This window comes from Curtobacterium sp. ME-Dv--P-122a (assembly GCF_030209645.1).
Lineage (GTDB): Bacteria > Actinomycetota > Actinomycetes > Actinomycetales > Microbacteriaceae > Curtobacterium > Curtobacterium flaccumfaciens.
Map to the genome: position 1 here is coordinate 59,994 of NZ_JARVRO010000013.1, position 24,577 is coordinate 84,570.

The window sequence follows — 24,577 nt, forward strand, 5'->3', positions numbered from 1 at the left end:
TCTCCGCTCGACCGCAGCTCGTGCGCAATCCTCCGGCTGGCTGCATTTTCGAGGTGACCGTGTCCTGCGCGAGGGTCACGCTATCCGGGTGGTCAGTCGGAAGAAGTGGGCGGTATGTCGATGGCAGGCTCCCTCGGCCGCAACCCGAGCTCGGCAGCAGCCGTGAGGTACGCGCGGTACACCTCGCCGTACCGAGCGGTCGCGCGATCCGCACGAGCGACGTCCGTCGGGCGCTCGACGTTCGTCTCGTACCCGATCGTCCGGCGCTCCGCGGCCTCGTCAGCGACCGCTACGGACCACCGCCAGATGTCGGAACTCGACGCAGCCGGCGGCGCATGCTGCAGCACCTCGTCTGGTACCGGGATCACTCGACGGTCGGGGGTGGCGCTGCGGAAGAAGGCGAAGAGCATCGCGGGGACGGCGACGACGCCTCCGCCGAGGACCACGCCGATGAGTCGGGCAACGACTGGCTCGTCTCCGGGCAGCAGCGGCGGCGCGACCACGAAGCCGAACGCGCCGCCTGCCATGTACCCAATCGCGAAGACCGCCAAGGCGGACGCTGTTGCGAGCCGGTGCTGACTGCGCACGCCAGCGGGATCGTGGAGTCGGCGCCACCGAGACGCGGTGTCGGCGGCGGGGCCGTCACGGTCGACGTACACGCGGCCGTCGGGGGCCCGGAAGAAGGGTGAGTCTGCACGCTCCGGATCGATCACGGGATTCCGTCAGTCCTGCTCATCGCCCCTGTGGTCAGCATCAGAAGTCCGGGCTCTGGTAAGTCTGATCCTTGGCCAAGGAGCATCTGGCCAGCGACCCGCGCAAGCGTGGCCCCGAACACGCAGACGAGCACCGGCGTCCACCGTGAGGTGCGTCGAGCGCAGTGCTTCTGCGAGTTCACCCCATCAATCTACGGCGTGACGCCCACCCCCTCCGCTGCTATGTTTGCGCGCACAACAAATCCCGGACGACGACGTCGGAGGACGCGCGATGACGCACGCACCAGAGCACCGCTTCGGCGAGGCGACCCTGACGGTCGTCGATGCCACCGGCGCACCCATCCCCGATGCCGACATCACCGTCGAGCAGACCCGCCATGCCTTCGCCTTCGGCAACATCGGCTTCGACTTCATCGAACTGGCCAACGCCGAAGCGCAGGACGAAGCAGGCACCGAGCACCTCGCCGACCTCTACACCGACGTCTTCAACACCGCGACGCTCCCGTTCTACTGGGGCCGCTTCGAGCCCGAGCGCGGAGCCCCGGACACCGTCAGGCTCCTGACGACGGCGCAGTGGTTCCGCGACCGCGGCATCGCCCTCAAGGGGCACCCGCTGGTCTGGCACACCGTGCAGCCCCATTGGCTGCTGGGGCTCCCGCTGGACGAGGTCGAGCGGCTCCAGCGCGAGCGCATCCGCCGCGAGGTCTCCGCCTTCGCCGGCACGATCGACACCTGGGACGCCATCAACGAGGTCGTCATCATGCCGGTGTTCGACAACGGCGACAACGCGATCACCCCGCTCGCCCGGGCCAAGGGCCGCATCCCGATGATCCGGATGGCCTTCGAGGAGGCCCGCGCCGCCAATCCGCACGCCACCCTGCTGCTCAACGACTTCGACCTGTCGAGTGCGTACGAGTGCCTGATCGAGGGCGTGCTCGAAGCCGGCGTGCAGATCGACGCCATCGGACTGCAGACCCACATGCACCAGGGCTACTGGGGCGAGGACACGATGCTCGCGATGGTCGACCGGTTCGCCCGCTACGGCCTGCCGCTGCACCTGACCGAGACCTCGCTCGTCTCCGGTGACCTCATGCCCGCGCACATCGTCGACCTCAACGACCACCAGGTCGCTTCGTGGCCGTCGACGCCCGAGGGCGAGGCGCGCCAGGCCGACGACCTCGAACGGCACTACCGGAGCCTGGTCGGCCACCCTTCCGTCGAGGCGATCACCTACTGGGGCATCACCGACGCCGGCGCCTGGCTCGGCGCCCCGATCGGACTCGTCCGCGCCGACGGCAGCCCGAAGCCGTCCTACGACGCGCTCCGCCGCCTGGTCAAGGAGGAGTGGTGGCTCGGCCCGACGGTGCTGCGCACCGACGACCGCGGTCGGGTGCAGGTCCGCGGTTTCCGTGGCGACTACCGCATCGACGTGCGTGGCACGTCCGCCCCGTTCACCGTCACCGACGTGCCCACGCAGGTGCAGATCGTCGCGTGACCACCTGACGGACTGGAGGCCCGGTGCGGCCCCGCCCCGCGCCTCCAGTCCGTCAGCGGCGGACCTGGCTGTGGGGGTGCTCATGGCTCTGATCGCGGTGGTGCGCTTTGCTGGGCGAGACCAGCGGACCGTCCGCGGCACCGTGAGGGGTGGACTTGGTGCGCTTGAGCAGACCGCACGGACGGCTCCTGCTCGTGCAGCGCTCGCTCCTCGCGACCGCCGTGCTGGCGTCGGGGCTCGCACTGGTGACCGGGTGCAGTTCGCCCCGCCTGCCGCCGTCGTCCGCAACCTCTGTCGAGGTGACGAAGGTGTACCTGGCTGCGGCGAAGGCGCAGCGGTGTGACGTGACGAAGGCGTTGACGCTCGACAGCACGTGGGCGTGGTGCCGGAACCCGACGCTGCGGAAGTACACCGTCGCGGACAAGGCGGAATCGGTGCCGTTCAACCCTGGCCACAGGACGGAGTCCTGCGTGGACACGACGGTGACGAGTCGAGCGTCGGAGGAATCGGAGTCGATGAACGGGACGCGCACGTGGAGTTTCTGCTTCACGAAGACGGCGTCCGGATGGCGCCTCACGGACCAGGGACAGGGCTAGGGCGGCGCGCGCCCCTCCTGAGGCGGCCGGAAGGGCCAATCTTCAGCGTGGGTGTGCGGCACCGCCACGACCTGGAGGTACGGGCCGACCGTCTCGAGCAGCTCGAAGGCGTCAGCGCTGAACCACGCCCGGGCCCCCGCGTTCGCCGTCACCTGGTCGCGCGTCCTGCGGCCACCACGCCCCAGAAGGCTCCGCCGACGAGGATCGCGGCGCACGCGACGAACGCGGGGATGTCGTCGGCGCGTCCGAGTGCGATGTAGACCAGGCTCACTGCCACGGTCGCGCCGCCAGCGATGCTCGTCGGGACGATCGCTGCTCGGTGGCCGATGATCCAGCTCTCGTCGCTGCGCATGGTCGCCCGGGTACGGATGCCCACGAGCCCGTTCCGGCCGATGGTGCCGCGTGCCGGCAGGACGACGAAGACGATGGTCAGGACGGCGGCTGCCATCTCGATCGCGATCACGTGATCTCCTTCTGGATCGGTCACCGCGCTCGCGTGTGTGGCTGAATCGGAGCGCGTCAGACCAACCTGCCGGTATCCGGTGAAATACGCAAGGGGCAGCAGTGCCCGTCACCGCCGCACGTACCGGTGCTCCGGCCGCCCCGCAGCCCCGTACCGCAACTGCATCGCCACGGTCCCGTCCGCCGTCAGCTGCGCCAGGTACCGCTGCGCCGTCGCCCGCGACACCCCGATCGCCGCAGCCACCTCGGCGGCGGAACGTTCCTCACCGGTGACGAGCTGCTCGAGCACCAGCGCCGCGGTGGCCGCCCGGGACGGCGACGCCCCACCGCTGTCGCCGGCGTGCAGGATCCGGAACGCACGCTCGACGGCCTCTTGGTCGAGGGTCGACCGCTCGTCGAGCACGTTCCGCGACCGCGCGTACGCCTGCAGCCGCTCGGCCAGCACCCCGGCCGTGAACGGCTTGATCAGGTAGGCGAGTGCCCCGCTCCGCATCGCCCGCCGCACGGTGCCGGAGTCCGAGGCGGCGCTCAGCACGAAGGCATCGGTGTCGATCGACCGCAGCAGGTCGAGCCCGCTGCCGTCGGGCAGGTACACGTCGACGAGCACCAGGTCCACGGTGCCGCTCGACAGCGCGGAGCGGGCGGCCGCGAGGGTCCCGACGGGCTCGAGCGCCCGGAACCCCGGTACCTCGTCGACCTGCCGCCGGTGCAGGTCGGCGACGTGGAAGTCGTCGTCGACCACCAGCACGGCGAAGACGGAACTCACGACACCACTCCTTCCAGTCGGGCGCAGAAGACCGCGCCGTGGTCGGCACCGCCGGGGGAGGCGAGCCACACGTCACCGCCGTGCCGCCGGGCGATCTCCCGCGACAACGGCAGCCCGATCCCGAGCCCGTGCACCTGCGAGACGTCCTCCGACGCAGGAGCAGCCGCCGGCCCGCGCACGAACAGCGAGTCCGCGGCATCGGCCGGCACCCCCGGCCCGGAGTCCATCACCGACAGGTGCAGCGTCGTGCCGTCGTCGAGCACCTCGACCTCCACCCACGGGGATCCGCCGTCCCTCGACTGCTCGTCCCCGATGAGGGCCGCCGACACCGCGTTGTCGACCAGGTTGCCGAGCACGGTCGTCACGTCGCCCGGCTCGGTGATCGTCCCCTGCACGAGCGTCTCCGCCCCGATCCGCAGCAGCACGCCCCGCTCGGCGGCTTCGACGCCCTTCGCTCCGAGGAACGCCTGCAGGTACGGCTCGGTCAGCCGGTCGGCATGCTGCACCGGGTAGCGCAGCGGCCCCCGCTCCTGCACGTCCGCCAGGTACGCGCGCGCTCGGGCGGTCTCGCCGATGTCGAGCAGCCCCGAGATCGCGTGCAGCCGGTTCGCGAACTCGTGGCGCTGCGCGCGGAGCGCCGTGCTCATCGCGCCGACGGCGTCGAGCCGTCGGGTCAGGGCCTCGACGTCGGTGCGGTCGCGCAGGACGGCGACCCGGCCCAGGTCGCGTCCGTCGCGGAACACCGTGCGGACGTCGACGAGCAGCACCCGGTGCCCGGCGACGATCGTGGCGCTCGCCGGGGTGTGAGCAGCAGTCGACGACGAAGTGCCGAGCATCGACCCGAGCGGCGCGGGCAGGTCGAGCGATGCCACCGGACGGCCGACCGCGTCCACCAGCCCGAGCAGTCGCACGGCTTCGGGGTTGCAGACGGTGACGACCCCCGACGGCCCGATCGCGATGACGCCTTCACCGACACCGCCCAGCACGGCCTGCTGGTTCTGCACGAGCGTCACGAGCTCCTCCGGCTGCAGCCCGAGCGTCAGCCGCACCAGTCGCCGCCGGATCAGCACCGAGGCGATCACCGCGAGCAGGACCGCCGCCAGTCCGGCACCGATCACCGGCATGCTGTCCTCGACCAGGGTGTCGTAGACGCGTGCCCGGTTGAACCCGACGCTCACCTCGCCGACGACGGCGGACTGCCGGGAGGCCCGGCTCGTCTCCGCCCCGCCGGCTACGGGCGCGGAGACGGGCACCTTCGCCCGCGCCGACTCACCGAGCGTGCCGCGCGCCCAGGACACGGTCTCGCGGCCCGCGAGTGCGGCGTCGGGGGAGGTGCTCACCATCTCGCCGATCCGGTCGGTGTCGGGGTGGGCCAGCCGGATGCCCCGGTCGTCGGTGACCACGACGAAGAGTGCCCCGGTCCGGCGCTGGGCTGCGAGTGCCGCCCGTTGGACGGGCCCGTCGGCGAGGACCGCGGGGTCGAGGTGGGTGCCGTCGACGCTCAACCGGGTGACCGCGGCCCGGACGTCGGACTGCGCGGCGACGCTCTGTGCGATCGCGAGTGCGGTCCCCTCGGCAGCACGCTCGAGCCGGGTGACCTCGATCCGGACGAACACGGCACTGGTCAGGGCGACGACGGCGACCACCACGGCGAGCTGCAGCACGAGCACCTCGGTGGCGAAGCGGAGCCTGGGGCGCCGTGAACGGTCGTCGGTCACGACCCCAGCGTACGGAGGGCGAGCCGACCTGCCTGCGCACAATGCGCAGAAAGCGGTCAACGCGCGATGGTGCGCCAATGTGCAGAAGCGCGCCGCGCCTCCAGGCCGGGTCGTAGCGTGCCCGGACTGCCAGACACGGACGAAGGAGTCCTGATGCTCGTCATCCTCGGGTACGCGATGGTCCTGACCTTCATGGTCCTGATCATGACCAAGCGCATGTCACCCATGCTCGCGCTGATCATCGTGCCGACCGTGTTCGGACTGTTCGCGGGGGCGGGTCTGGGACTCGGCGACATGGTGACCGAGGCGATCGGCACGCTGGCACCGACGGCCGCGCTCCTGATGTTCGCGATCATGTACTTCGGGCTGATGATCGACGTCGGCCTGTTCGACCCGCTCGTCCGGTTCATCCTGCGGGTGACCGGCAACGACCCGGCGAAGATCGTGCTCGGGACGGCTCTGCTGGCCGGTGCGGTGTCGCTCGACGGGGACGGCTCGACGACGTTCATCGTGGTCACGGCGGCGATGCTGCCGATCTACCTGAAGCTCGGCATGAGCCCGGTCGTGATGACGTGCGTGGCGGGTCTGACGAACGGCACGCTCAACATCGTGCCGTGGGGCGGTCCCACCGCCCGTGCCGCCGCCGCGCTGAAGATCGACCCGACGGACATCTTCGTGCCCCTCGTGCCGTCGCTCGTGGTCGGGCTGCTGCTGTGCTTCACGTTCGCGTGGACGATGGGCCTGCGGGAGCGGAAGCGCCTCGGGCTGATCGAGTTCACCGAGGCCTCGCGGGGCGCACGGGTGCCCGAACGGGCGAACGCTCGGGCCGGCTCACGGGTGCTCGCGGCGGTCGGTGGGACCGGCGGCGGGATGTTCACGAGCCCCACGGTCGCGCTCGGACTGCGCGGCGGGAAGGCCGACGGTCGACGTGCGGACGGCGAGGGCGTGGACGGCGCGGCTTCGGGGGACGAGGGCGGCACGGGGACCGGCACCATGGCCGAGACGATGCTCGACCCGAACCGTCCGACCCTGCGGCCGAAGCGGATCTGGTTCAACCTGGCGCTGACCGTCGCCGTGATGGTGGCGCTCGTGCTGGGCCTGCTGCCGCTGCACTTCGTGTTCATGATCGGCACGGCGATCGCCCTGCTCGTGAACTTCCCGCAGCTCAAGCAGCAGACCGCGCAGATCGTGGCGCACGCCCCGAGCATCGTCGGTGTCGTGTCGATGGTGTTCGCCGCCGGGGTGCTGATCGGGGTGCTCGACGGCACCGGGATGGTCGCGGCGATGGCCGACTGGCTCGTCGCGGTGATCCCGGACTCGATGGGCCCGTACCTGGCGGGCATCACCGGTGTGCTGAGCATGCCGCTGACGTTCTTCATGAGCAACGACGCGTTCTACTTCGGGATCCTGCCGGTGCTGTCCGAGAGCGCCGCGGCGTACGGGATCACGCCGGCCGAGATGGCGCGGGCCTCGGTCGTCGGGCAGCCGGTGCACATGCAGAGCCCGCTCGTCCCCGCGATCCTGCTGCTGGTGTCGCTGGCCAACGTGAACCTCGGCGACCACCACCGGAAGGTGCTGTGGCGGGCCGCCGTGGTCGCGATGGCGATGCTCGTGGTGGCGATCGTGGTGCGGGTCATCCCGTTCGGGTGAACCGACCGCCGGTACCGGCCCGGCGCGCGCCGGACCGGTGCGCGCCTGACCGGACGGTGCCGGCTCAGGCGGCGTCGAGCTCCCGCGTCAGGGCCGCGACGAAGTCGTCGATGTCCTGCTCCGAGGTGTCGTACGCGCACATCCACCGCACCTCGTTGCGGCTGGCGTCCCAGTCGTAGAACCGGAAGTGCTTCCGCAGCCGGTCGGCCACACCGGCTGGCAGGGTCGCGAACACGCCGTTCGCCTGGGTCTGCTGGCTGAAGCCGACGCCCCGGATGCTGCCGTCGGCGATACCGGCCTCCAGTGCACCGCGCAGTCGGGCGGCCATGGCGTTGGCGTGCCCGGCGGAGCGCAGGTACAGGTCGTCGCTGAGCAGGGCGATGAGCTGCGCGGAGACGAACCGCATCTTCGACGAGAGCTGCATGTTCATCTTGCGCAGGTAGTGCAACCCCTCGGACGCCGAGGGGTTCAGCACGACGATCGCCTCGCCGTAGAGCATGCCGTTCTTCGTCCCGCCGAAGCTCAGTACGTCGACACCGGCGTCGGTGGTGAAGTCGCGCAGGGGCACCCCGAGGGACGCCGCGGCGTTGGAGATGCGGGCGCCGTCCATGTGCAGCTTCATGCCGAGGGAGTGGACGTGGTCGGCGATCGTCCGGACCTCGTCCACCGTGTAGGCGGTGCCGAGCTCGGTGGTCTGCGTGATCGACACGACGAGCGGCTGGGCGCGGTGCTCGTCGCCCCAGCCCCAGGCCTCGCGGTCGATGAGCTCGGGCGTCAGCTTGCCGTCGGGTGCCTCGACCGGCAGGAGCTTGATGCCGGCGACGCGCTCGGGCGCACCGGCTTCGTCGGTGTGGATGTGCGCGGTCGCGGTGCACACGACCGCTCCCCACCTCGGCAGCATCGACTGCAGCCCGACGACGTTCGCGCCGGTGCCGTTGAACACCGGGAACGCCTCGGCCTGCGACCCGAAGTGCTCGCGGATCACCTCGTTGAGACGTGCCGTGTAGACGTCCTCGCCGTAGGCGATCTGGTGGCCGTCGTTGGCCGCGGCGATGGCGGCGAGGATCTCGGGGTGGACGCCGGCGTAGTTGTCCGAGGCGAAGCCCCGCAGGTCCAGGTCGTGCAGTCGGAGGGTCACGCCTTCATCCTAGGTTCGAGGGATCAGGCGCCGTGAGCGGGATGCGGGCACCGTTGAGGTCGGCCGGTGGGGTGTCCCAGAGCCGGACGACCTCGGCGCCGAGCCGTTCCTCGAGGCCGGACAGTGCACCGACGACGAACACGGCGGCCGCGGCGGTCTCCGGTGCCTCCTTCCGGAACCCCTGCGCGACGGCCCGGACCCAGGCGTCGGACGCGGCCTTCGCCGCCGCGTAGTTCGCGGCGCCGGCGGTGGGGGAGTCGACCGCGGTGGACGACACGAACGCGAGCCGTCCGGCCGAGGACGCCACCAGGTCGTCGTGGAAGACCCGGGTCGTGTTCCGCAGGGTCCGGAAGGCTCGGTCGAAGAAGTCCCAGTCCGCGTCGGACTGGCCGACGATGCTGCCGCCGCCGCGCCACCCGCCGACCAGGTGGACCAGCCCGTCGACGCGGCCGGCGCCCGCGTGGACGTCGTCGGCCAACGCGGTGACCGCACCGAGGTCCGACAGGTCGCACGTGCGCGTCGTGACGCCCGGGACGGACGCGCGCAGGGCCTCCAGGGCGTCGGGTCTGGTGCCGACCGCGACGACGGCCGCACCGGCGGCGGTGAGTGCGCGCGCGACGGCTGCGCCGCTGGCACTGGTCGCACCGGCGATCAGCACCAGGCGACCGGCCACCGAGCCGTCGGTCACGCGGCGGCCTCGCCGACGAGCTCGGCGTCCGTGGTGCCGGTGATGCCGGCCGTGGACGCGATGACGGTCGCCATCTTCTTGTCGAGGGCCTCGTAGAACATCGACAGCGGGAACTCGTCGTCGAGCACGGCGTCGGTGTAGCCGCGCGGCGGTCCGGCGAGCGTCTCGTCGGGCAGGCCACGCGCCCACTTCGACGCCGGGTGCGGCGTGAGCGTGCGGGTCAGCATCTCGTACGCGGCGAGCCAGTGCGCCGACTTCGGCCGGTCGATCGAGCGCCGGTAGAGCTCGTTGATATCGTCGCTCAGGGCGATGATCACGTCCGGCACCTCGGGCCAGTCGATCGTCAGCTGCGTGTCCGTCCAGTGCAGGACGCCGTGCTGGTGCATCCAGGCGAACAGCAGCTGGCCGCCGAGTCCGTCGTAGTTGCGGACGCGACTGCCGGTGATCGCGAAGCGGAAGATGCGGTCGAAGACGACCGCGTACTGCACCAGGCGCGCGTGGTCGCGGATGGCGCGCTGCGCGTCCTGGAGGCCCGTGTCGGGTCCGGCGGAGAGCTCGCGTTCCAGACGCACGGACTCGCGGAACGCGGTCAGGTCGCAGCGGAGCTCCTCGAGCGAGTAGAGGAAGAACGGCATCCGCTGCTTGATCATGAACGGGTCGAAGGGCAGGTCCCCGCGCATGTGCGAGCGGTCGTGGATGATGTCCCACATCACGAAGACCCGCTCGGTCAACTGCTGGTCGTCGAGCATCGCAGCGGCCTCGGCCGGCAGCTCGAGCTTGGTGACGTCGGCGGCGGCACGGACGACCCGGCGGTAGCGGGCGGCCTCGCGGTCCTGGAAGATCGCGCCCCACGTGAAGGCGGGGATCGAGCGCATCGATACGGTCTCGGGGAACAGCACCGCCGAGTTCGTGTCGTAGCCCGGGGTGAAGTCGACGAAGCGCAGCGCGACGAACAACGCGTTGCCGTGGTCGCCGGCCTCGAGCTCGGCGATGAACTCCGGCCAGATGACCTCGACCAGGACCGCCTCGACGAACCGCGAGGTGCTGCCGTTCTGGGTGACCATCGGGAACACGACCAGGTGGCCGAGTCCGTCGACGCGGTGCTGCTGCGGCTGGAACGCGGTCAGGGAATCGAGGAAGTCGGGGACCCCGAAGCCCTGCTCCTGCCAGCGTACGAAGTCGAGCTGCAGCACCTGCAGGAACGCGGCGTCGTGCGGGAAGTGCGGCGCCAGCTCGGCGACGGCCGGCACGATCACCGCGACGTGACCGGCGGCAGCAGCGTAGTCGGACGGTTCGGGGACGGAGCCGTCCCGCGTCTGCAGGGCCTGCAGGGCGACGACTGCACGCTTGAGCCGGAGCCAGGCGGGGTGGGCGGCGACTTCACGCACGGACAGGTGGTCCTCGACGACCTCGGGCTCTCCGACGATGGCGTCCTGCGAGATCTTCTGGGCGAACTGGGACATGTCGAACCTCCCGTCATCGGGGTCGGCCGCGGATCTGCGGACGAGTGGTGCGCGTTACCGGATCGTCTCGAGCCTAGGGAAGTTCGGGGGACGCAAAGTTGCCCATCTGTGGTGGAATCCTGCGTCGTCGTGGTGCTCGCGCGGGGATCCGACTGCTGTGCGCACGGAACCGTCGCCGGTCCTGCGTGGGCGGTCAGCGTGGTCGGAGTCAGCGGCGCCGGGCGGGTCGCCCTGAGCTGTTGTCTCCACGGGCCTCCGAGTCGATGCGCTCACGCTTGGTGACGGCATCGATCGCTTCGCTCACCGTCGAGTCCGGATGGGTCTCACGCCAGCTTCGCACCTGTGCCGGGTCTGGTGCTGACCCCGGGTGGATCGGCGTACTCCCGACGATGCTCGGAGCGAAGGCGGCGTACGTGATCGTCGCGAGCGCGGCCAAACACGCGTAGAGCAGATCGAGCGAGAGCCAGGCGCCAGCTGTCGACACGATCCCGAGGAGGACGATGCAGGCCGGCGCCCGGCGCATTGGGTTTCCCTCCTGGTCGGCGTTCCTCGCCGATCGGGCAACAATCTGCCGGTTTCCGTTGAAATGTACAACCACAAATTTGATACGTGGGGCTGGGGAAGCTCGAGCATCGTTCCCCTGGGTGTTCACCCAGTGCCGGGAGGGGAGCGCGTGAGTGTGAGGAAATATTCGTTCCGGGAACGAACCACCTTCCGATCTGGGGTTCTGTGGCGCATCGGGCTTGTGCCCCGATCGCTGTACCCCGGACTGCTCCGTCCGCCCCCGAACGGAGGGTGTGGCGACCACACGAAGCTTGCGATCCGCTCAGGAAACCCGTCTGTTCACTTCTGAGCCGTTTCCTGGACGCCGGCTGAGGGGCCTTCGTTGGTCGAGCGACTGCCAATGTGATGCCCGCCGGAACGGGAGCGCAGCATCCCCCGGCGCACCCGACCTGCTGCCCCGGATTCCGAAGGATGCCGTTGTCCACAGATTCGCCCCGCCTGCTCACGGTCGTGCGGGACCCATCGGACGTCAGGTTCCGGAACATCGCCCGTGCCGGCGGTGTCACCGTCCTCGCGATCATGTTGCTCGTCGGGCTGTTCCTGGCCGTCCGGGCCGCCGAGGCCCTGCGCGTCGCCGGGTTCGGGTTCCTCACCACGCAGGCCTGGGACCCCGACGCGCACCGGTTCGGCATCGCCGCCGTGCTGGTCGGCACGGTCCTGATCGCTGCCGTCGCGATCGCGTTCGCCCTGCCGCTCTCGCTCGGCACCGCGCTGTACATCACCGAGTACGCACCCCTGCGGATCCGCAAGGCGTTCATCGGGCTCGTCGACCTGATGGCCGCGATCCCGAGCGTCGTGTACGGGCTCTGGGGCTTCTTCTTCCTGCAGTCGCAGATCACGCCGGTGTCGCGGTGGATCTCGCAGTGGTTCGGCTGGATCCCGCTCTTCTCGGTGTCGGGCGTCGACCTCGACGACCCGCTCGCGTCGCCGACCGCGTACACGGCCTCGACGTTCATCGCGGGCATCGTCGTCGGGCTGATGATCACGCCGATCGTCACCTCGATCATGCGCGAGGTGTTCTCGCAGGCCCCGCTCGGTGAGCGTGAGGGGGCGCTCGCGCTCGGGTCGACGCGGTGGGGGATGATCCGCTCGGTCGTGCTGCCGTTCGGCCGGGGCGGCATCATCGGCGGGACGATGCTCGGTCTGGGCCGGGCGCTGGGCGAGACCATCGCCGTCTACATGATCATCTCGCCGGTGTTCGTCATCCAGCCGCACATCCTGCAGGCCGGGGCGAGCTCGGTCTCCTCGCTGATCGCCCTGCGGTACGGCGACGCGACACCCTTCGGCATGTCGGCGCTCATGGCAGCGGGTCTGACGCTGTTCCTGATGACGCTGTGCATCAACTTCGCCGCGTCCGCCGTGGTCGCCCGATCGCGTTCGGGAGCGAGCAGCTAGCCATGACCGACACCACCCAGGCGCCGTCGGGCGTCACGTCACCCCTGCCCACCGTCCCCCTGTCGACGCCCGTCCCGGCCAGCCCGGTGACGGTGTCGACGCCCTCGGGATCCGGCTCCGGCACGGTCCTGCCGCGGCTCGAGCGGGAGTCCGAGCCGGCCCGTGGGCCCGAGGAGCGCCGGTTCAGCGGCACCCGGATCAGCGACGTGCTCTGCGTCGTCGGTGCCGCGGTCGCCTCGGTCTCGGTCACGTCGATCGTGTTCACCGAACTCGCCCCGGTCTCCGGTCCGATCGCCTTCGCGGCCGTCGCCTACGTGATGTTCCTGGTGTTCTACGCGCTCCTCGTCGCCACCAACGAGAGCGCGGCCGTGGTCCGTGACCGGGTCGTCTCCGCCGCGGTGCACTCGCTGGCGTTCGTCGTGGTGGCCACGCTGGTGTTCGTCGTCTCGTTCAGCGTGATCCGGGCCACGAAGGCGCTGCCGCACTGGAACTTCTACACGCAGGACATGGCGCTCACCGGGCCGCTCGACCCGATGACCTCCGGCGGGGTGCTGCACGCCATCGCGGGGTCGCTCATCCAGATCTCGATCGCGCTCGTGATCACGGTGCCGCTCGGCGTGACCACGGCGCTGTTCCTGACCGAGGTGCCCGGACCCTTCGCCCGGTTCGTCCGCACCATCGTCGAGGCGATGACCGCGCTCCCCTCGATCGTCGCGGGGCTCTTCATCTACGCGAGCGTCATCGTCGGGCTCGGCTTCGACAAGTCCGGGTTCGCGGCGTCCCTGGCGATCAGCGTGATGATGCTGCCGATCATGATCCGGTCCGCCGACGTCGTGCTCCGCCTGGTGCCGTCGACGCTGAAGGAGGCGTCGATCGGGCTCGGTGCCGGTCAATGGCAGACGGTGTGGCGGGTCGTGCTGCCGACGTCCCGCTCCGGCCTGGTGACCGCGATCATCCTCGCCACCGCGCGCGGCATCGGCGAGACGAGCCCGGTGCTGCTGACCGCCGGCTTCGCGCCCGACCTGAACCTCGACCCGACGAGCGGTCCGATGATCTCGCTGCCCCTGGCGATCTTCGAGTTCGTCAAGTCGCCCGAACCGAACATGATCGCCCGAGGCTTCGGCGCGGCCGCGGTCCTGATGTTCCTCGTGCTGGTGCTCTTCGTGATCGCCCGGGTGATCGGGTCGCAGACCGTCGCCACCCGCGAGCGCCGCAACGACCGCTTCCGGGCGCTCGGGCGCCTGGTCCTGCGCGGTGTCACCGCCGCCGGACCGGTCTGGCGCCCCGTCGGCCGATTCGTCCGCCGGCACGCCCGCCGCTACGTCCACCCGTTCCCCGCCGACGCCTCCCAGAAGGACCCCTCGTGAGACCCCGCAGAACACGCCTGATGGGCGCGGTCCTGGCCGCCGCCGCACTGGCCCTGTCGATCCTCCCCGCCACCGCGGCCGACGCGGGCGAGTCCTACGTGCCCATCTCGGGCGCCGGCTCGTCGTGGAGCTCCGTCGCGATCCAGCAGTGGGCCGTGAACGTGCAGCAGTACGGGATGAAGGTCCGGTACGCCAGCACCGGGTCCTCCGACGGCCGCAACCAGTTCAAGGCGGGCACGGTCGACTTCGCCGTCTCCGAGATCCCGTACGGCATCAAGGACGGTGGGGTCACCGACGTCCCGCCGACGGTCGGCTACGCGTACATGCCGATCGTCGCCGGTGGCACGTCGTTCATGTACAACCTCAGCGCCGGTGGCAAGCAGATCACCAACCTGCGGCTGTCCGGCCCGGTGCTCGCGGGCATCTTCACCGGCAAGATCACGAGCTGGGACGACCCGAAGGTCAAGGCCGACAACCCCGGGCTCGACCTGCCGAAGCGCCGCGTCGTGCCGGTCGTCCGGTCCGACGGGTCCGGGTCGACCGCGCAGTTCACCACCTGGATGAGCAAGAAGTACCCGTCCGAGTGGAACGCGTACTGCAAGCAGGCGGGCCGGCCGCTACCGTGCGGCATCACGTCGAACTACCCGACGGTCGCCGGCAAGGGGTTCATCGCCCAGCCGAACTCGCAGGGCGTGTCCGGCTACGTCGCCCAGAAGGCCAACGTCGGCACGATCACGTACGTCGAGTACTCCTACGCGTTGAAGACCGGCTACCCGGTGGCGAAGGTGCTGAACAAGGCAGGCTACTACGTCGAACCGACCGCCTCGAACGTCGCGGTGGGCCTGCTCGGCGCGAAGATCAACCAGGACAAGCGGTCGTCGTCGTACCTGACGCAGATCCTCGACGGCGTCTACGACAACCCCGACGCCCGCACCTACCCGCTGTCGTCGTACTCCTACATGGTGGTGCCGACGACCACCGACGCGAGCCTGACCCCGGCGAAGGGCAAGACCCTCGGGGCGTTCGACTACTACTTCCTGTGCGAGGGGCAGCAGCAGGCCGAGGTGCTCGGCTACTCGCCACTGCCGATCAACCTGGTGCAGGCCGGACTCGACCAGGTGCGACGCATCCCCGGTGTCGAGGCGAAGAAGATCGACATCCGGAAGTGCAACAACCCGACGTTCTCCGCCGACGGCAAGAACACCCTCGCCGTCAAGGCGCCGCAGCCGCCCGCGTGCGACAAGCTCGGCGCGACCCAGTGCAACACGGGCACCGGCGGGGCGAAGGGCACCACGACCCCGACCCAGAGCGGTGGCGCGTCCAGTGGTGGCGCGGGCGGTTCCGGTGGCGGTACCGGGGCGGCCGGGGGCTCGGGCTCGGGCGGTTCGGGGACCGGTGCGAAGGGCGGTGGGTCCGGGGGTTCCGGTTCCGGCGGCTCGGGCGGCTCCGGTTCGGGATCCGGGAGCGGGTCGACGGAGCTCTCCGGCGGCAGCACCGGCAGCGGTGGCACCGGCGCGGTGCCCGCACTGAACAACGGCTCGCCCGTGCAGTGCGACGCCGACAGCGGTGTGTGCCAGAACGTGGCCGCCCTGCCGGTCGAGGTCGACGCGGCCGACGGTTGGACGCCGACCCGCACCCTGATGCTCTGCGCCGTGGCCGCACTGCTGGGCGTGGTCCTGCTGCCCCCGCTGATCGGCGTGCTCGTGTCCCGACGGAGGACCCAGAAGTGAAGAACCAGCACCTCGTCCGACTCGGTTCCGCGGCCCTCGTCTTCGGTGCCGTCACCTCGACCATCGCCGGGTCGTTGCTCGTCGCCACGATCCCGGCGTCGGCCACCGCGCCGTTGGCCACGCCCTCGTCCGCGGTGACGAAGTCGTGGGTCGACGCGCAGGCCGCCCTCGGTCCGGGGGGATCGACCACCACGCCCGACCCCGACGCGGCCGACTTCTCGAAGATGTCGTTCACGGTCAGCCAGACCCGCGAACTCACCGACCAGGGCGTCACGGTGAGCTGGACCGGTGCGAAGCCGACCTCGCCGAGTGAGTACGCCACCGACTACGTCCAGGTCATGCAGTGCTGGGGCGACGAGGCGGCCGGACCGTCCCCCGAACAGTGCCAGTGGGGCGCTCCGTCGTCGACAATCGCGGCCCTGACCGGCGTCGGTGCCGCCAAGCGCGACCTGGTGAACGGGGACGACCCGCTGCAGGACCCGACCCTGACCGGACCGGACGCGAACCCAGACCTGCTGCTCGATCCGCCCGTCGAGAACCCGTTCCTCCGCGCCTACCGCGTGCCCTTCCGATCGGTCGACGGGACCCTGTCGAAGAGCACGACGGAGCTGTCGAAGCAGTTCGACGCGACGACGACGAACGAGGTCACGGCCGCGCGCACCGCGAGCGACGGCACCGGCCAGGTCACCTTCGAGACCCAGTCGGGGCTCGAGGCGCCGCAGCTCGGCTGCGGGCAGGACCGGGTGGCTGCCGGAAGGACGACGCCGCGGGACTGCTGGCTCGTGATCGTGCCGCGCGGCAGCCACAACCTCGACGGCGGCACCGCGGGGTCGACCGCCGCCGGTCGTGTCACCGGCTCGCCCCTGTCGGCATCGGCCTGGCGCAACCGTGTCGTGTTCCCCCTCGGGTTCCAGTCAGTGGCCCAGGCCTGCCCGATCGGCAACGCGGAGCAGCGCCTGGTCGGCTCGGAGCCTGCCACCGAGGCGGTCACCGCCTGGCAGCCCGCACTGTGCGGACTCGGCACCACCTACGGCTACTCGCAGATCGGCGACGAGGAGGCACAGCACCAGATCGTCTCGACGACCGGTGGGGCATCGCGCCTCGCCCTGGTGAACACCCCGCTCGACCCCGCGACCGCCCCGGACACGACCATCCGGTACGCCCCCGTGGCGCAGTCGGCGATCGTGATCGGCTTCTCGATCGACTACCGGCTGTACCCGGACGCCCCCGCCAAGGCGCGGAACGGGCTGCAGGCGCAGGAGCTCACGCTCGACGCACGGCTCGTCGCGAAGTTGCTCACGCAGTCGTACCAGGCGGACGTGCCCGGCCGTGGCAAGGGCGACCCCACCGTGGCGGCGAACGCCTCGAGCATCGTGACGGACCCGGAGTTCCTCGCGCTCAACCCGACCTTCGTCGGCTCGAAGAGCGACACCGCCCCGGCCGGACTGATGGTCGCGCTCGGGGACACGAACGCGAACGCCCGGGTCTGGGCGTGGCTGCGGGCGGACCCCGTCGCGGCGGCGTTCCTCGACGGGCGCCCGGACGAGTGGGGGATGCGGATCAACCCCGCCTACCGCCCGCTGTCACTGGCGACCGACACGACGATCGACAGCTTCCCGAAGGCCGACCTGACCATCGCGAAGGGCGGCGACCCGGACGAGACCGGCTACGGCACCCTGGACATGCGCCCGTACATGAACGACATGCACGAGGGCGCCTACCGGACGCTCAAGGCGGACCCCAACCAGAAGGACTCCTGGAACCCGTTCGGGCAGCCGAAGGGCTACACCTCGCTCGGCGCCCAGGTGCCGGGGAGCCGGTTCCTGCTGTCGATCACCGACACGGCCTCGGCCGCTCGGTACGCGCTCCCCACCGCGAAGCTCGTGAACGCCGCCGGCGAGGCCGTCGCTCCGACCACCGAGGCGATCACGAAGGGCATCGCGACCATGCGGCCGTCAACCGTGCCGGGCGTCGTCGTGGCCGACCCCGCGAACCGTGACGCGGCGGCCTACCCGCTGGCCATGCTCAGCTACGCGGCCGTGAACGTCTGCGCCTCGAGCCCGGCGGAGCGTTCGGACTACGCCACCTTCATCCGGTACGCGAGCGGTGCCGGTCAGGTACCGGGGGAGAAGCAGGGCGAGCTCCCCGCCGGCTACGTCCCGCTGTCGAGCAGCATGCGGGCAGCGGCCGGGCAGGTCGCCGCCGGGCTGACCGACGCCCGGACGGTCGCCGCGGCGTGCCCGAAGCCGCCGGCGGCGTCGGCGCCGACCGAGCCGACGGCGTCCGGCACCGACGGGGCGGTCCCACCGCCCACCGACACGACGGAGACCGTCACCGATCCCGTCACCGACCCGGGGACGTCAACCGACACCCTGCCGGACGCGACCGTCGACCCGGTGGCCGACGCCGCGCCTCCCGTGTCGACCAACGACGTCGACGAGGCGTCCGGACCCACCCAACGCACCCACGACCAGCCGCTCGCGGCGACCCGCCTGGGTCTCGCCGCGGCGCTCGGAGCCGGCCTGCCGGCGCTCGGCGTGGGGCCGTTCCTGATCCGCCGTGGCCGGAGGCTGGCGATGCTGGCCGCCGCCCACGTGTGACCGAGTTCCACCCACGACCGCTGCCACCTGGGCAGCGTCGAACCCACGAAAGGAAACACCAGCCATGAAGGTCAACACCTTCTGCAAGTCGGCAGTCACGTTCGGTGCAGCCGCGCTGATCGTCGGTGCCCTCTCCGTGCCGGCGGCCCAGGCCGACCCCGCGGGGAACGCGTTCGGCAAGCTCGTCGGCCTCGGCTCGGACACGACCCAGGACGTCATGAACGGCGTCGCCGCAGCGGTCGGGGGGAACCAGATCGCCTCGTACGACGCGACGAACGCCGGCCCCACCGTCGTCACGCGATCCGGCGGAGCGGCCATCCCGCGCGTCTCCGGCTCCGGTGCCGGCCGTGACGAGCTGCTCGTCTCCGTCGGTGCGGTCGCCAACAAGTCGGGCGTCGCCCTGGCCGACGGCACGAGCACGACGATCGACGAGTCCGTCGTCGGCCAGCTCGACTTCGCCCGTTCGTCGAGCGGCCCGGCCGCCAAGGACCAGTCGGCCGACGGCGTCCTGGCGTACGTGCCGTTCGCCCGCGACGCGGTCGACGTCGCCTACGCGCCGGGCAGCCCGCTGGCGAAGGTGCCCTTCTTCATCGGGGACGGGACGCAGGCCAAGACGGCCCCGACGCTCTGGAACGTCTACCGCGGTGACGTGTCCTACGCGTACTTCAACGCGGACGGCACCTACAACTCTGTGGGCGGCAGCGCGACGGGTCCGGACGGCACCAAGGCGTCCAAGATCCAGCCGCTCCTGCCCAAGTTCGGTTCGGGCACCCGCAGCTACTTCCTCGGCCAGCTCGGTCTGACCGACGCCTCGGGCTTCACGAGCACGAACTCCTTCGTCTCCGACACCTCGGCAGGCAAGCCGATCGAGGAGCACGACGGCACCGCAGTCGTCGCGGCCGACACCGGCTCGACGCTCGCGATCGCCCCGTTCTCGGTCAGCCAGTGGGTGGCGCAGGCCAACGGCGTCGGCGGGGTCACCGACCGTCGCCACGGCGTGACGCTCGCCGACCTCGGCAAGACCGCCGGCAGCCAGACCGCGGCGACCACCGGCAGCGGCAAGGCCTACGCGACGAACCCGGCGTACGCCGGCTTCGTCCGTGACGTCTACAACATCGTCCCGTCGCGCCTGGCGGACGACCCGTCCAGCGCGATCGCGAAGGCGTTCGTCGGCAAGGACTCGCTCGTCTGCAAGCAGACCGCGACCATCGCCGCCTACGGGTTCCTGCCGGAGCCGGCGACCAACGCCGCCACCACCTGCGGCTACGCCCAGCTGCGTGCCTTCCCCGCGTCGCTGAGCACCACCGCCCTGTCGATCCCCGCGAAGGCCGTCGCGGGCAAGCCCGTCAGCGCCACCGTCTCCGTCGACTCGTTCGGCACCGGCGGCGGCACGGTCCGGTTCCTGAACGGCTCCACCGTCGTCGGGACCGGCACCATCGCCAAGGGCGCGAAGAGCGTCACCGCCCCGGTGACCCTGCCCAGCGGCACGGCCTCGGTCAACGCGCTGTTCATCCCGGCGCTCGCCGGCGTCGCGTCGAGCACCTCGGCGGCGTCCACGGTCACCGTCTCGGCCGCGACCGGCGTCACGATGACGGTCCCGCGTCTGACGGTCGGCAAGACCGCCAAGGTCACCACGACGATCACGGGCGGGAACGCCACGGGCGGCACCGTCACGATCGGGAACGGCACGGAGACCGTCGGCACCGCCAAGGTCGCCGCCGGGGCCACCACCGCCTCGGTCTCGTTCGTCCCGAAGCGCACCTCGTACAGTCTCGTCGCCACCTACACCCCGGCCACGGCCGGCGGGACGGTCGCCACGAGTGCCGTCTCGACGGTGAAGGTTGCCAAGGGTGCGCCGACCGTGAAGGCCGGCAAGGTCAAGTCGGTCTCCGCCAAGTCCCACGCCAAGGTCACCGTCGCGGTGAGCGGCACCGGCGTGGTCCCGACCGGCAAGGTCACCGTCAAGGAGGGCAGCAAGACGCTCGCCTCGGTGTCGCTGTCGAAGACCGGGCGCGGCACCGTCTCGCTCCCGCGTCTCAAGGCCGGCACGCACAAGCTGACCGTCGTCTACGGCGGCGACTCCCTCTGGAACACCGCGCGGACCTCGTCCTCGGTGAAGATCACCCGCTAGTCCCCCCCCCCCCCCAGCCCGGCCGGTCCGCGAGGACCGGCCGGGTGCCCCACCCCGAAGACCCCACCCCCGAAGACACCACACCCCGAACACCCCGACGGACGGATCGATGACGAGCTTCACCTCCTGGTTGCCGGGCCGGCGACCCACCGGCGAACCGGACGCGAGCGGCCGCCGTCGCGCCGTCCGGACGCGGCGGCCGATCCGGGCGCTCCGTCCGTCCCGCACCCGGCGTCCGACCCGGCCGGTCAGTGGCTGGTCCCACGAGTCCGCCGGCCCCGCCGCCCGGGCGATCCCGGTCCTCGGCGCCCCCGACCGCTGGCGGTTCAGCGGGTCGGCGATCGTCGTCGTCGGGCTGTTGCTCGTCGGCTTCGCGCTGCAGTTCACCGCCGTGTCGCAGGTCACGTACTCGCGCGACCAGCAGCTCGCCCGTGACGCGTTCCGCTACCAGCTCGCCAACGCCACCGCCCCCGTCGGCCAGACCGGCACCGACGGGCGCCTGGTGCCCGAGGGCACCCCCGTCGCGATCGTCCGGGTGCCGGCACTCGGCCTCGACACGGTCGTGCTGCAGGGCACCACGTCGGAGACCACCCGCTCCGGTCCCGGCCACCGTCGGGACACCCCGCTGCCCGGTCAGGTCGGCGCGAGCGTCGTCTACGGGCGCCAGACCGCCTACGGCGGCCCCTTCGGCCGCATCGACCAGCTCGACAAGGGCGCCGTCATCACCGCGACGACGGGGCAGGGGACCGCGAAGTACCGGGTCGTCGACGTCCGCCGCACCGGCGACCACGTCCCCGCGCCGCTCGAGGCCGGCGACGGTCGGCTCACCCTGGTCTCCGCCGCCGGGCTGCCGTTCCTGCCCGACTCCGTCGTCCGCGTCGACGCCGAACTGGTCTCGAAGGCCGCTCCCACCCCGACGCCGTCGTTCGGCTACGCCGCACTCGCCCCCGCCGAACTGACGATGGCCGGTGACGGCTCGGTGTGGCCGTTCCTCGTGCTCGGCCTGATCGTCCTGGCCGGCATGGTCGCGCTGTTCGCGGTCGGGATGCGCTTCTGGGGCCGTCGGCAGACACTCGTCGTCGCCGTCCCGGTGGTGCTCGCCGTCGGGCTCTCCGCGGCGTCCCAGCTCACCGTCCTCCTGCCCAACCTGATGTGACCGAAGAGACCACGATGCCCGGAACAGAAACCGAAACCCTCCTCGCCGAGTTCGACAGCTGGTTCGACCGCGTGCCGCCGGCACCGGATCCGTCGACCCTGCCCGCGACGCTCGACGCCCGATCCGTCTCCGCCTGGTTCGGCGACCACAAGGTGCTCGACCGTGTCTCGCTGACCATGCCGGCCGGCCAGGTCACCGCCCTGATCGGACCGTCCGGCTGCGGCAAGAGCACGTTCCTCCGCACGCTCAACCGCATGCACGAGCTCGTCCCCACGGCGTCGCTCGCGGGTGAGGTGCTCCTCGACGACGTCGACATCTACGACGCGTCCCGACGCATCACCGAGGCCCGGCGGCAGATCGGCATGGTGTTCCAGAAGCCGAACCCGTTCCCCGCGATGAGCATCCAGGACAACGTGCTCGCAGGACTCGCCCTGACGGGCGTGCGGCTCGACAAGGCCGCGAAGGCCGCGCTCGTCGAGGAGACCCTGACCAAGGCGGGCCTGTGGAACGAGGTCAAGGACCGCCTTCGGCAACCCGGCGGCGGTCTGTCCGGAGGGCAGCAGCAGCGGCTCTGCATCGCCCGTTCGCTCGCCGTCCGTCCGCGGGTGCTCCTGATGGACGAGCCGTGCTCCGCCCTCGACCCCACGTCGACCCGGCGCATCGAGCAGACGATCACGGAGCTCGCCACCGACGTGACGATCGTCATCGTCACGCACAACATGCAGCAGGCACAGCGCGTCTCCGACCGCTGCGCGTTCTTCCTGGCCGAGGCCGGGACACCCGGTGCGATCGTCGAGCACGGCCCGACCGACGCGATGTTCCAGACACCGCAGGATCCGCGCACCGCCGACTACGTCAACGGTCGCTTCGGGTGACGGACGGGAGGCGCGGTGCCGACCCGCACCGGGCCTCCTGTCCGGCGGTGGTCGCGACCACCGCACCTGCGCGCGCCCGTCACGCCTGTCCGGGCAGTACGGTCGGGGATGTGAAACATCAGAACCGAGCGATCGAGCAGATGCGGCGGAGTGGGGTCCGGGCGATCCTGATCGCCAGCATGGCGCTCGGGGCCTCGATGCTGAGCGCTCCGAACGAGGCGTCGTGGGATCCGGGGGTGTTCCTGCTCGTCGGTGGCGCCGTCTGCGCCCTGCCGCTCTTGCCCGGTCGGCGTCGGCGCAGAGGCGCCTCAAGGGCCGAAATCTCCACGTCGGACTGGGTGGTGCTGTCGATCGGTCTCGGGGCAGGGCTGCTCATCGGACTCCTCTTCTTCGACGGCTCGGCTGCCTTCGCCGCGCTCTTCCCGGTCCCGTTCGTGGCGATCCACGCCGCCGTGAGTCGCTCGGACGGGAGCCTGCGAGCCCGGTCGATCGTGCTCGCGGTGACGGCGGCGTTGGTCGGCGCGATCCTCGTCACGGGTGACGATCTGCAGCGCGGCTTCGCGGACCTCGTCCAGGGGGCCGTGGTCGCCGGCGTCCTGTTGACGCTTGCGCTGGTCCTCTGGAGTGCTGTGCGGAGACAGCGGGCCTGAAGCTGCTGCGGTGCACTCCAGCGCTGCGGGCTGCGTGATCGGTACGGTGGTCGCCATGGCTCGATTCACGCCCCCAGCCGCTGACGCGATGCGCGCCCGGCTCCTGCTCGCCGCGCGGGACGAGTTCGCCGCGGTCGGACTGGCCGCCGGCAGGGTCGAACGGATCGGTGCCGCGGCGTCGAGCAACAAGGCGCAGGTCTTCCACTACTTCGGCAACAAGGAGGGGCTGTTCGACGCCCTCGTCGCCGACACCGTGACCGAGACCTTCGCCGAGGCTCCACTCGACACCGCCGACCTCGCCGGCTGGGCCGGCCGGGTGCACGACTCGTACGTCCGTCGTCCCTGGGCCCAGCGGCTCGCGACCTGGCACCGACTCGAGCGCGCCGAGGTCCCGCTCGAGTCCGTCGCGGCGAGCTACGCCGACGCGGTGGCCGAGGTCGAGCACGCCCAGCGCGCCGGGGTCCTGCCGCGGGCGTTCCGTCCGGCGGTGCTCCTCGGGCTCGTCCTGCACACCGCGGCGTTCTGGAGTGCGACCGCTCCGGAGTACGAGCCGCTGGTGCAGGCCGTGACGCCGCCGCGGCGTCGCCAGGTCGTGGTCGACGCGGTCGCGGCCCTGCTCGGCGGGAAGTCCTGACCGAGCGATCCGCGGGCGCCAGCGTGAGCGCGCTCGGACCGCGCGTGCGGGGCGGAGCCGCACCGGGCCTCCTGGTCGTCCCTCAGTCGGCTGCGCCGGCGGCGACCCGCAGCGTGCGCTCCGCGTCGTCGAGGTAGTCGGCGAGCAGCGCCGAGGCGGCGTCCTGGTCGCCACCGCGCAACGCGGACACGATCGCCTCGTTGCGTTCGACGAAGTCGGCGTGGAACGAGGCCGGGTCCGCGGTGGTCAGGAAGGCGAGCCGCATCTCGGCGAGCAGGCCGTCCATCAGGGCGTGGATCCGCTCGCTCGGCACCGCGCGCACGAGCTCGGCGTGGAACCGGATGTCAGCGGTGCCGACCGCGCCCCAGTCGCCCGCGGACGCGGCTGCCCGGGCGTCGGCGACCGCTGCGGCGGCCTCGGCGAGTGCCGGTGCGTCGGGGGTGCAGGCACGGACGGCTGCCTCTTCGAGCACCCGCCGAGCCGAGTAGAGATCGGTGACGTCGGCGGCGGAGAGCCGGCGGACGAACACCCCGCGGTTGAACACGTGCTCGACGAGACGGTCGCGGGCGAGCAGCCGGAAGGCCTCGCGCAGGGTGTTCCGCGAGACCCCGAGCTGGTCGCTCAACCGCTCCTCGGACAGCTGCGCCCCGGGGGAGAACCCACCCGACGCGATCATGGTGCGCAACCGCGTGGCCGTGGAGTCAGCGCCGCCGACGGTTCGGGTCATGGCACCGATCCTGGCACGGGTGGCGTTTGTGAAGGGCGTGTTACAGACCAGAACCGGCT

General features: G+C 71.2%; 20 protein-coding genes. 11 read left to right on the forward strand and 9 right to left on the reverse strand.

Annotated elements, in window-relative coordinates:
• Positions 1-92 precede the first annotated feature (92 nt).
• Positions 93-527 carry a hypothetical protein gene (locus QRN49_RS13620; RefSeq protein ID WP_284756403.1) on the reverse strand — a complete coding sequence of 145 codons (435 nt, stop codon included), beginning with the start codon at positions 525-527 and terminating at the stop codon, positions 93-95.
• 457 nt (positions 528-984) lie between these two features.
• Between QRN49_RS13620 and QRN49_RS13625 the strand changes: the two genes are divergently transcribed.
• Positions 985-2,208 carry an endo-1,4-beta-xylanase gene (locus tag QRN49_RS13625; RefSeq protein WP_284756404.1) on the forward strand — a complete coding sequence of 408 codons (1,224 nt, stop codon included), beginning with the start codon at positions 985-987 and terminating at the stop codon, positions 2,206-2,208.
• Positions 2,209-2,260: 52 nt separating this feature from the next.
• Here QRN49_RS13625 and QRN49_RS13630 read toward each other — a convergent pair whose 3' ends face one another.
• The 4 genes from QRN49_RS13630 to QRN49_RS13645 all read right to left on the reverse strand — a co-directional run bounded on the left by QRN49_RS13630 (position 2,261) and on the right by QRN49_RS13645 (position 5,750).
• Positions 2,261-2,758 (reverse strand): hypothetical protein, encoded by a 498-nt coding sequence (locus QRN49_RS13630; RefSeq protein WP_284756405.1) that lies wholly within the window; start codon positions 2,756-2,758, stop codon positions 2,261-2,263.
• Between the two features lie 194 nt (positions 2,759-2,952).
• Positions 2,953-3,267: an SdpI family protein gene (locus tag QRN49_RS13635; protein WP_110864167.1), complete on the reverse strand. Its 315-nt coding sequence runs from the start codon at positions 3,265-3,267 to the stop codon at positions 2,953-2,955.
• A 108-nt stretch (positions 3,268-3,375) separates the two neighbouring features.
• Positions 3,376-4,032 carry a response regulator gene (locus QRN49_RS13640; RefSeq protein WP_284756406.1) on the reverse strand — a complete coding sequence of 219 codons (657 nt, stop codon included), beginning with the start codon at positions 4,030-4,032 and terminating at the stop codon, positions 3,376-3,378.
• Positions 4,029-5,750 carry a sensor histidine kinase gene (locus QRN49_RS13645; RefSeq protein ID WP_284756407.1) on the reverse strand — a complete coding sequence of 574 codons (1,722 nt, stop codon included), beginning with the start codon at positions 5,748-5,750 and terminating at the stop codon, positions 4,029-4,031. Before QRN49_RS13645 ends, QRN49_RS13640 begins: the two co-directional genes overlap by 4 nt.
• A gap of 153 nt (positions 5,751-5,903) precedes the next feature.
• Between QRN49_RS13645 and QRN49_RS13650 the strand changes: the two genes are divergently transcribed.
• Positions 5,904-7,400, forward strand: coding sequence for a CitMHS family transporter (locus tag QRN49_RS13650; RefSeq protein ID WP_284756408.1), 1,497 nt, complete (start codon positions 5,904-5,906; stop codon positions 7,398-7,400).
• A gap of 64 nt (positions 7,401-7,464) precedes the next feature.
• Here the strand turns inward: QRN49_RS13650 and QRN49_RS13655 are convergent, their stop codons facing one another.
• The 3 genes from QRN49_RS13655 to QRN49_RS13665 are packed head-to-tail and all read right to left on the reverse strand — an operon-like array spanning position 7,465 to position 10,689.
• On the reverse strand, positions 7,465-8,538 hold the full coding sequence (locus QRN49_RS13655; protein ID WP_071245082.1) for a threonine aldolase family protein: 1,074 nt from the start codon (positions 8,536-8,538) through the stop codon (positions 7,465-7,467).
• Between the two features lie 4 nt (positions 8,539-8,542).
• Positions 8,543-9,226, reverse strand: a complete 684-nt coding sequence (locus tag QRN49_RS13660) for an SDR family NAD(P)-dependent oxidoreductase (RefSeq protein WP_284756409.1) — start codon at positions 9,224-9,226, stop codon at positions 8,543-8,545.
• Complete coding sequence (locus QRN49_RS13665; protein ID WP_284756410.1) at positions 9,223-10,689, reverse strand: DUF6421 family protein; 1,467 nt, start codon at positions 10,687-10,689, stop codon at positions 9,223-9,225. The genes QRN49_RS13660 and QRN49_RS13665 overlap by 4 nt, the downstream gene beginning before the upstream one ends.
• Before the next feature lie 975 nt (positions 10,690-11,664).
• Here QRN49_RS13665 and pstC point away from each other — a divergent pair.
• From pstC to QRN49_RS13710, 9 genes are all read left to right on the forward strand, one after another.
• Positions 11,665-12,648 carry a phosphate ABC transporter permease subunit PstC gene (gene pstC / locus QRN49_RS13670; protein ID WP_111039792.1) on the forward strand — a complete coding sequence of 328 codons (984 nt, stop codon included), beginning with the start codon at positions 11,665-11,667 and terminating at the stop codon, positions 12,646-12,648.
• Between the two features lie 2 nt (positions 12,649-12,650).
• Entirely contained in the window at positions 12,651-14,015 is a 1,365-nt protein-coding gene (pstA, locus tag QRN49_RS13675) for a phosphate ABC transporter permease PstA (RefSeq protein WP_284756411.1), read from the forward strand.
• On the forward strand, positions 14,012-15,745 hold the full coding sequence (gene pstS, locus QRN49_RS13680) for a phosphate ABC transporter substrate-binding protein PstS (protein ID WP_284756412.1): 1,734 nt from the start codon (positions 14,012-14,014) through the stop codon (positions 15,743-15,745). Before pstA ends, pstS begins: the two co-directional genes overlap by 4 nt.
• Entirely contained in the window at positions 15,742-18,345 is a 2,604-nt protein-coding gene (locus QRN49_RS13685; RefSeq protein ID WP_284756413.1) for a hypothetical protein, read from the forward strand. Before pstS ends, QRN49_RS13685 begins: the two co-directional genes overlap by 4 nt.
• A gap of 64 nt (positions 18,346-18,409) precedes the next feature.
• The gene (locus tag QRN49_RS13690; RefSeq protein ID WP_284756414.1) at positions 18,410-20,476 is read left to right on the forward strand and encodes an Ig-like domain repeat protein; all 2,067 of its coding nucleotides are present in this window, start codon (positions 18,410-18,412) and stop codon (positions 20,474-20,476) included.
• A 109-nt stretch (positions 20,477-20,585) separates the two neighbouring features.
• Positions 20,586-21,632 (forward strand): sortase, encoded by a 1,047-nt coding sequence (locus QRN49_RS13695; RefSeq protein WP_284756415.1) that lies wholly within the window; start codon positions 20,586-20,588, stop codon positions 21,630-21,632.
• A 98-nt stretch (positions 21,633-21,730) separates the two neighbouring features.
• Positions 21,731-22,507, forward strand: coding sequence for a phosphate ABC transporter ATP-binding protein (locus QRN49_RS13700; protein ID WP_228513776.1), 777 nt, complete (start codon positions 21,731-21,733; stop codon positions 22,505-22,507).
• Positions 22,508-22,617: 110 nt separating this feature from the next.
• The gene (locus QRN49_RS13705) at positions 22,618-23,157 is read left to right on the forward strand and encodes a hypothetical protein (RefSeq protein WP_284756416.1); all 540 of its coding nucleotides are present in this window, start codon (positions 22,618-22,620) and stop codon (positions 23,155-23,157) included.
• Positions 23,158-23,212: 55 nt separating this feature from the next.
• Positions 23,213-23,791, forward strand: a complete 579-nt coding sequence (locus QRN49_RS13710) for a TetR/AcrR family transcriptional regulator (RefSeq protein ID WP_284756417.1) — start codon at positions 23,213-23,215, stop codon at positions 23,789-23,791.
• Positions 23,792-23,873: 82 nt separating this feature from the next.
• Here the strand turns inward: QRN49_RS13710 and QRN49_RS13715 are convergent, their stop codons facing one another.
• Positions 23,874-24,518 (reverse strand): GntR family transcriptional regulator, encoded by a 645-nt coding sequence (locus QRN49_RS13715; protein WP_284756418.1) that lies wholly within the window; start codon positions 24,516-24,518, stop codon positions 23,874-23,876.
• Between the last annotated feature and the right edge of the window lie 59 nt (positions 24,519-24,577).

Bases quoted from the DNA above. Each gene is read 5' to 3' on its own strand.
- QRN49_RS13715 (WP_284756418.1), bottom strand. From the start codon at position 24,518: ATGACCCGAACCGTCGGCGGCGCTGACTCCACGGCCACGCGGTTGCGC.
- QRN49_RS13625 (WP_284756404.1), top strand. From the start codon at position 985: ATGACGCACGCACCAGAGCACCGCTTCGGCGAGGCGACCCTGACGGTC.
- pstC (WP_111039792.1), top strand. From the start codon at position 11,665: ATGCCGTTGTCCACAGATTCGCCCCGCCTGCTCACGGTCGTGCGGGAC.
- QRN49_RS13710 (WP_284756417.1), top strand. From the start codon at position 23,213: ATGGCTCGATTCACGCCCCCAGCCGCTGACGCGATGCGCGCCCGGCTC.
- QRN49_RS13695 (WP_284756415.1), top strand. From the start codon at position 20,586: ATGACGAGCTTCACCTCCTGGTTGCCGGGCCGGCGACCCACCGGCGAA.
- QRN49_RS13690 (WP_284756414.1), top strand. From the start codon at position 18,410: ATGAAGGTCAACACCTTCTGCAAGTCGGCAGTCACGTTCGGTGCAGCC.
- QRN49_RS13650 (WP_284756408.1), top strand. From the start codon at position 5,904: ATGCTCGTCATCCTCGGGTACGCGATGGTCCTGACCTTCATGGTCCTG.
- QRN49_RS13620 (WP_284756403.1), bottom strand. From the start codon at position 527: ATGGCAGGCGGCGCGTTCGGCTTCGTGGTCGCGCCGCCGCTGCTGCCC.
- pstA (WP_284756411.1), top strand. From the start codon at position 12,651: ATGACCGACACCACCCAGGCGCCGTCGGGCGTCACGTCACCCCTGCCC.
- QRN49_RS13665 (WP_284756410.1), bottom strand. From the start codon at position 10,689: ATGTCCCAGTTCGCCCAGAAGATCTCGCAGGACGCCATCGTCGGAGAG.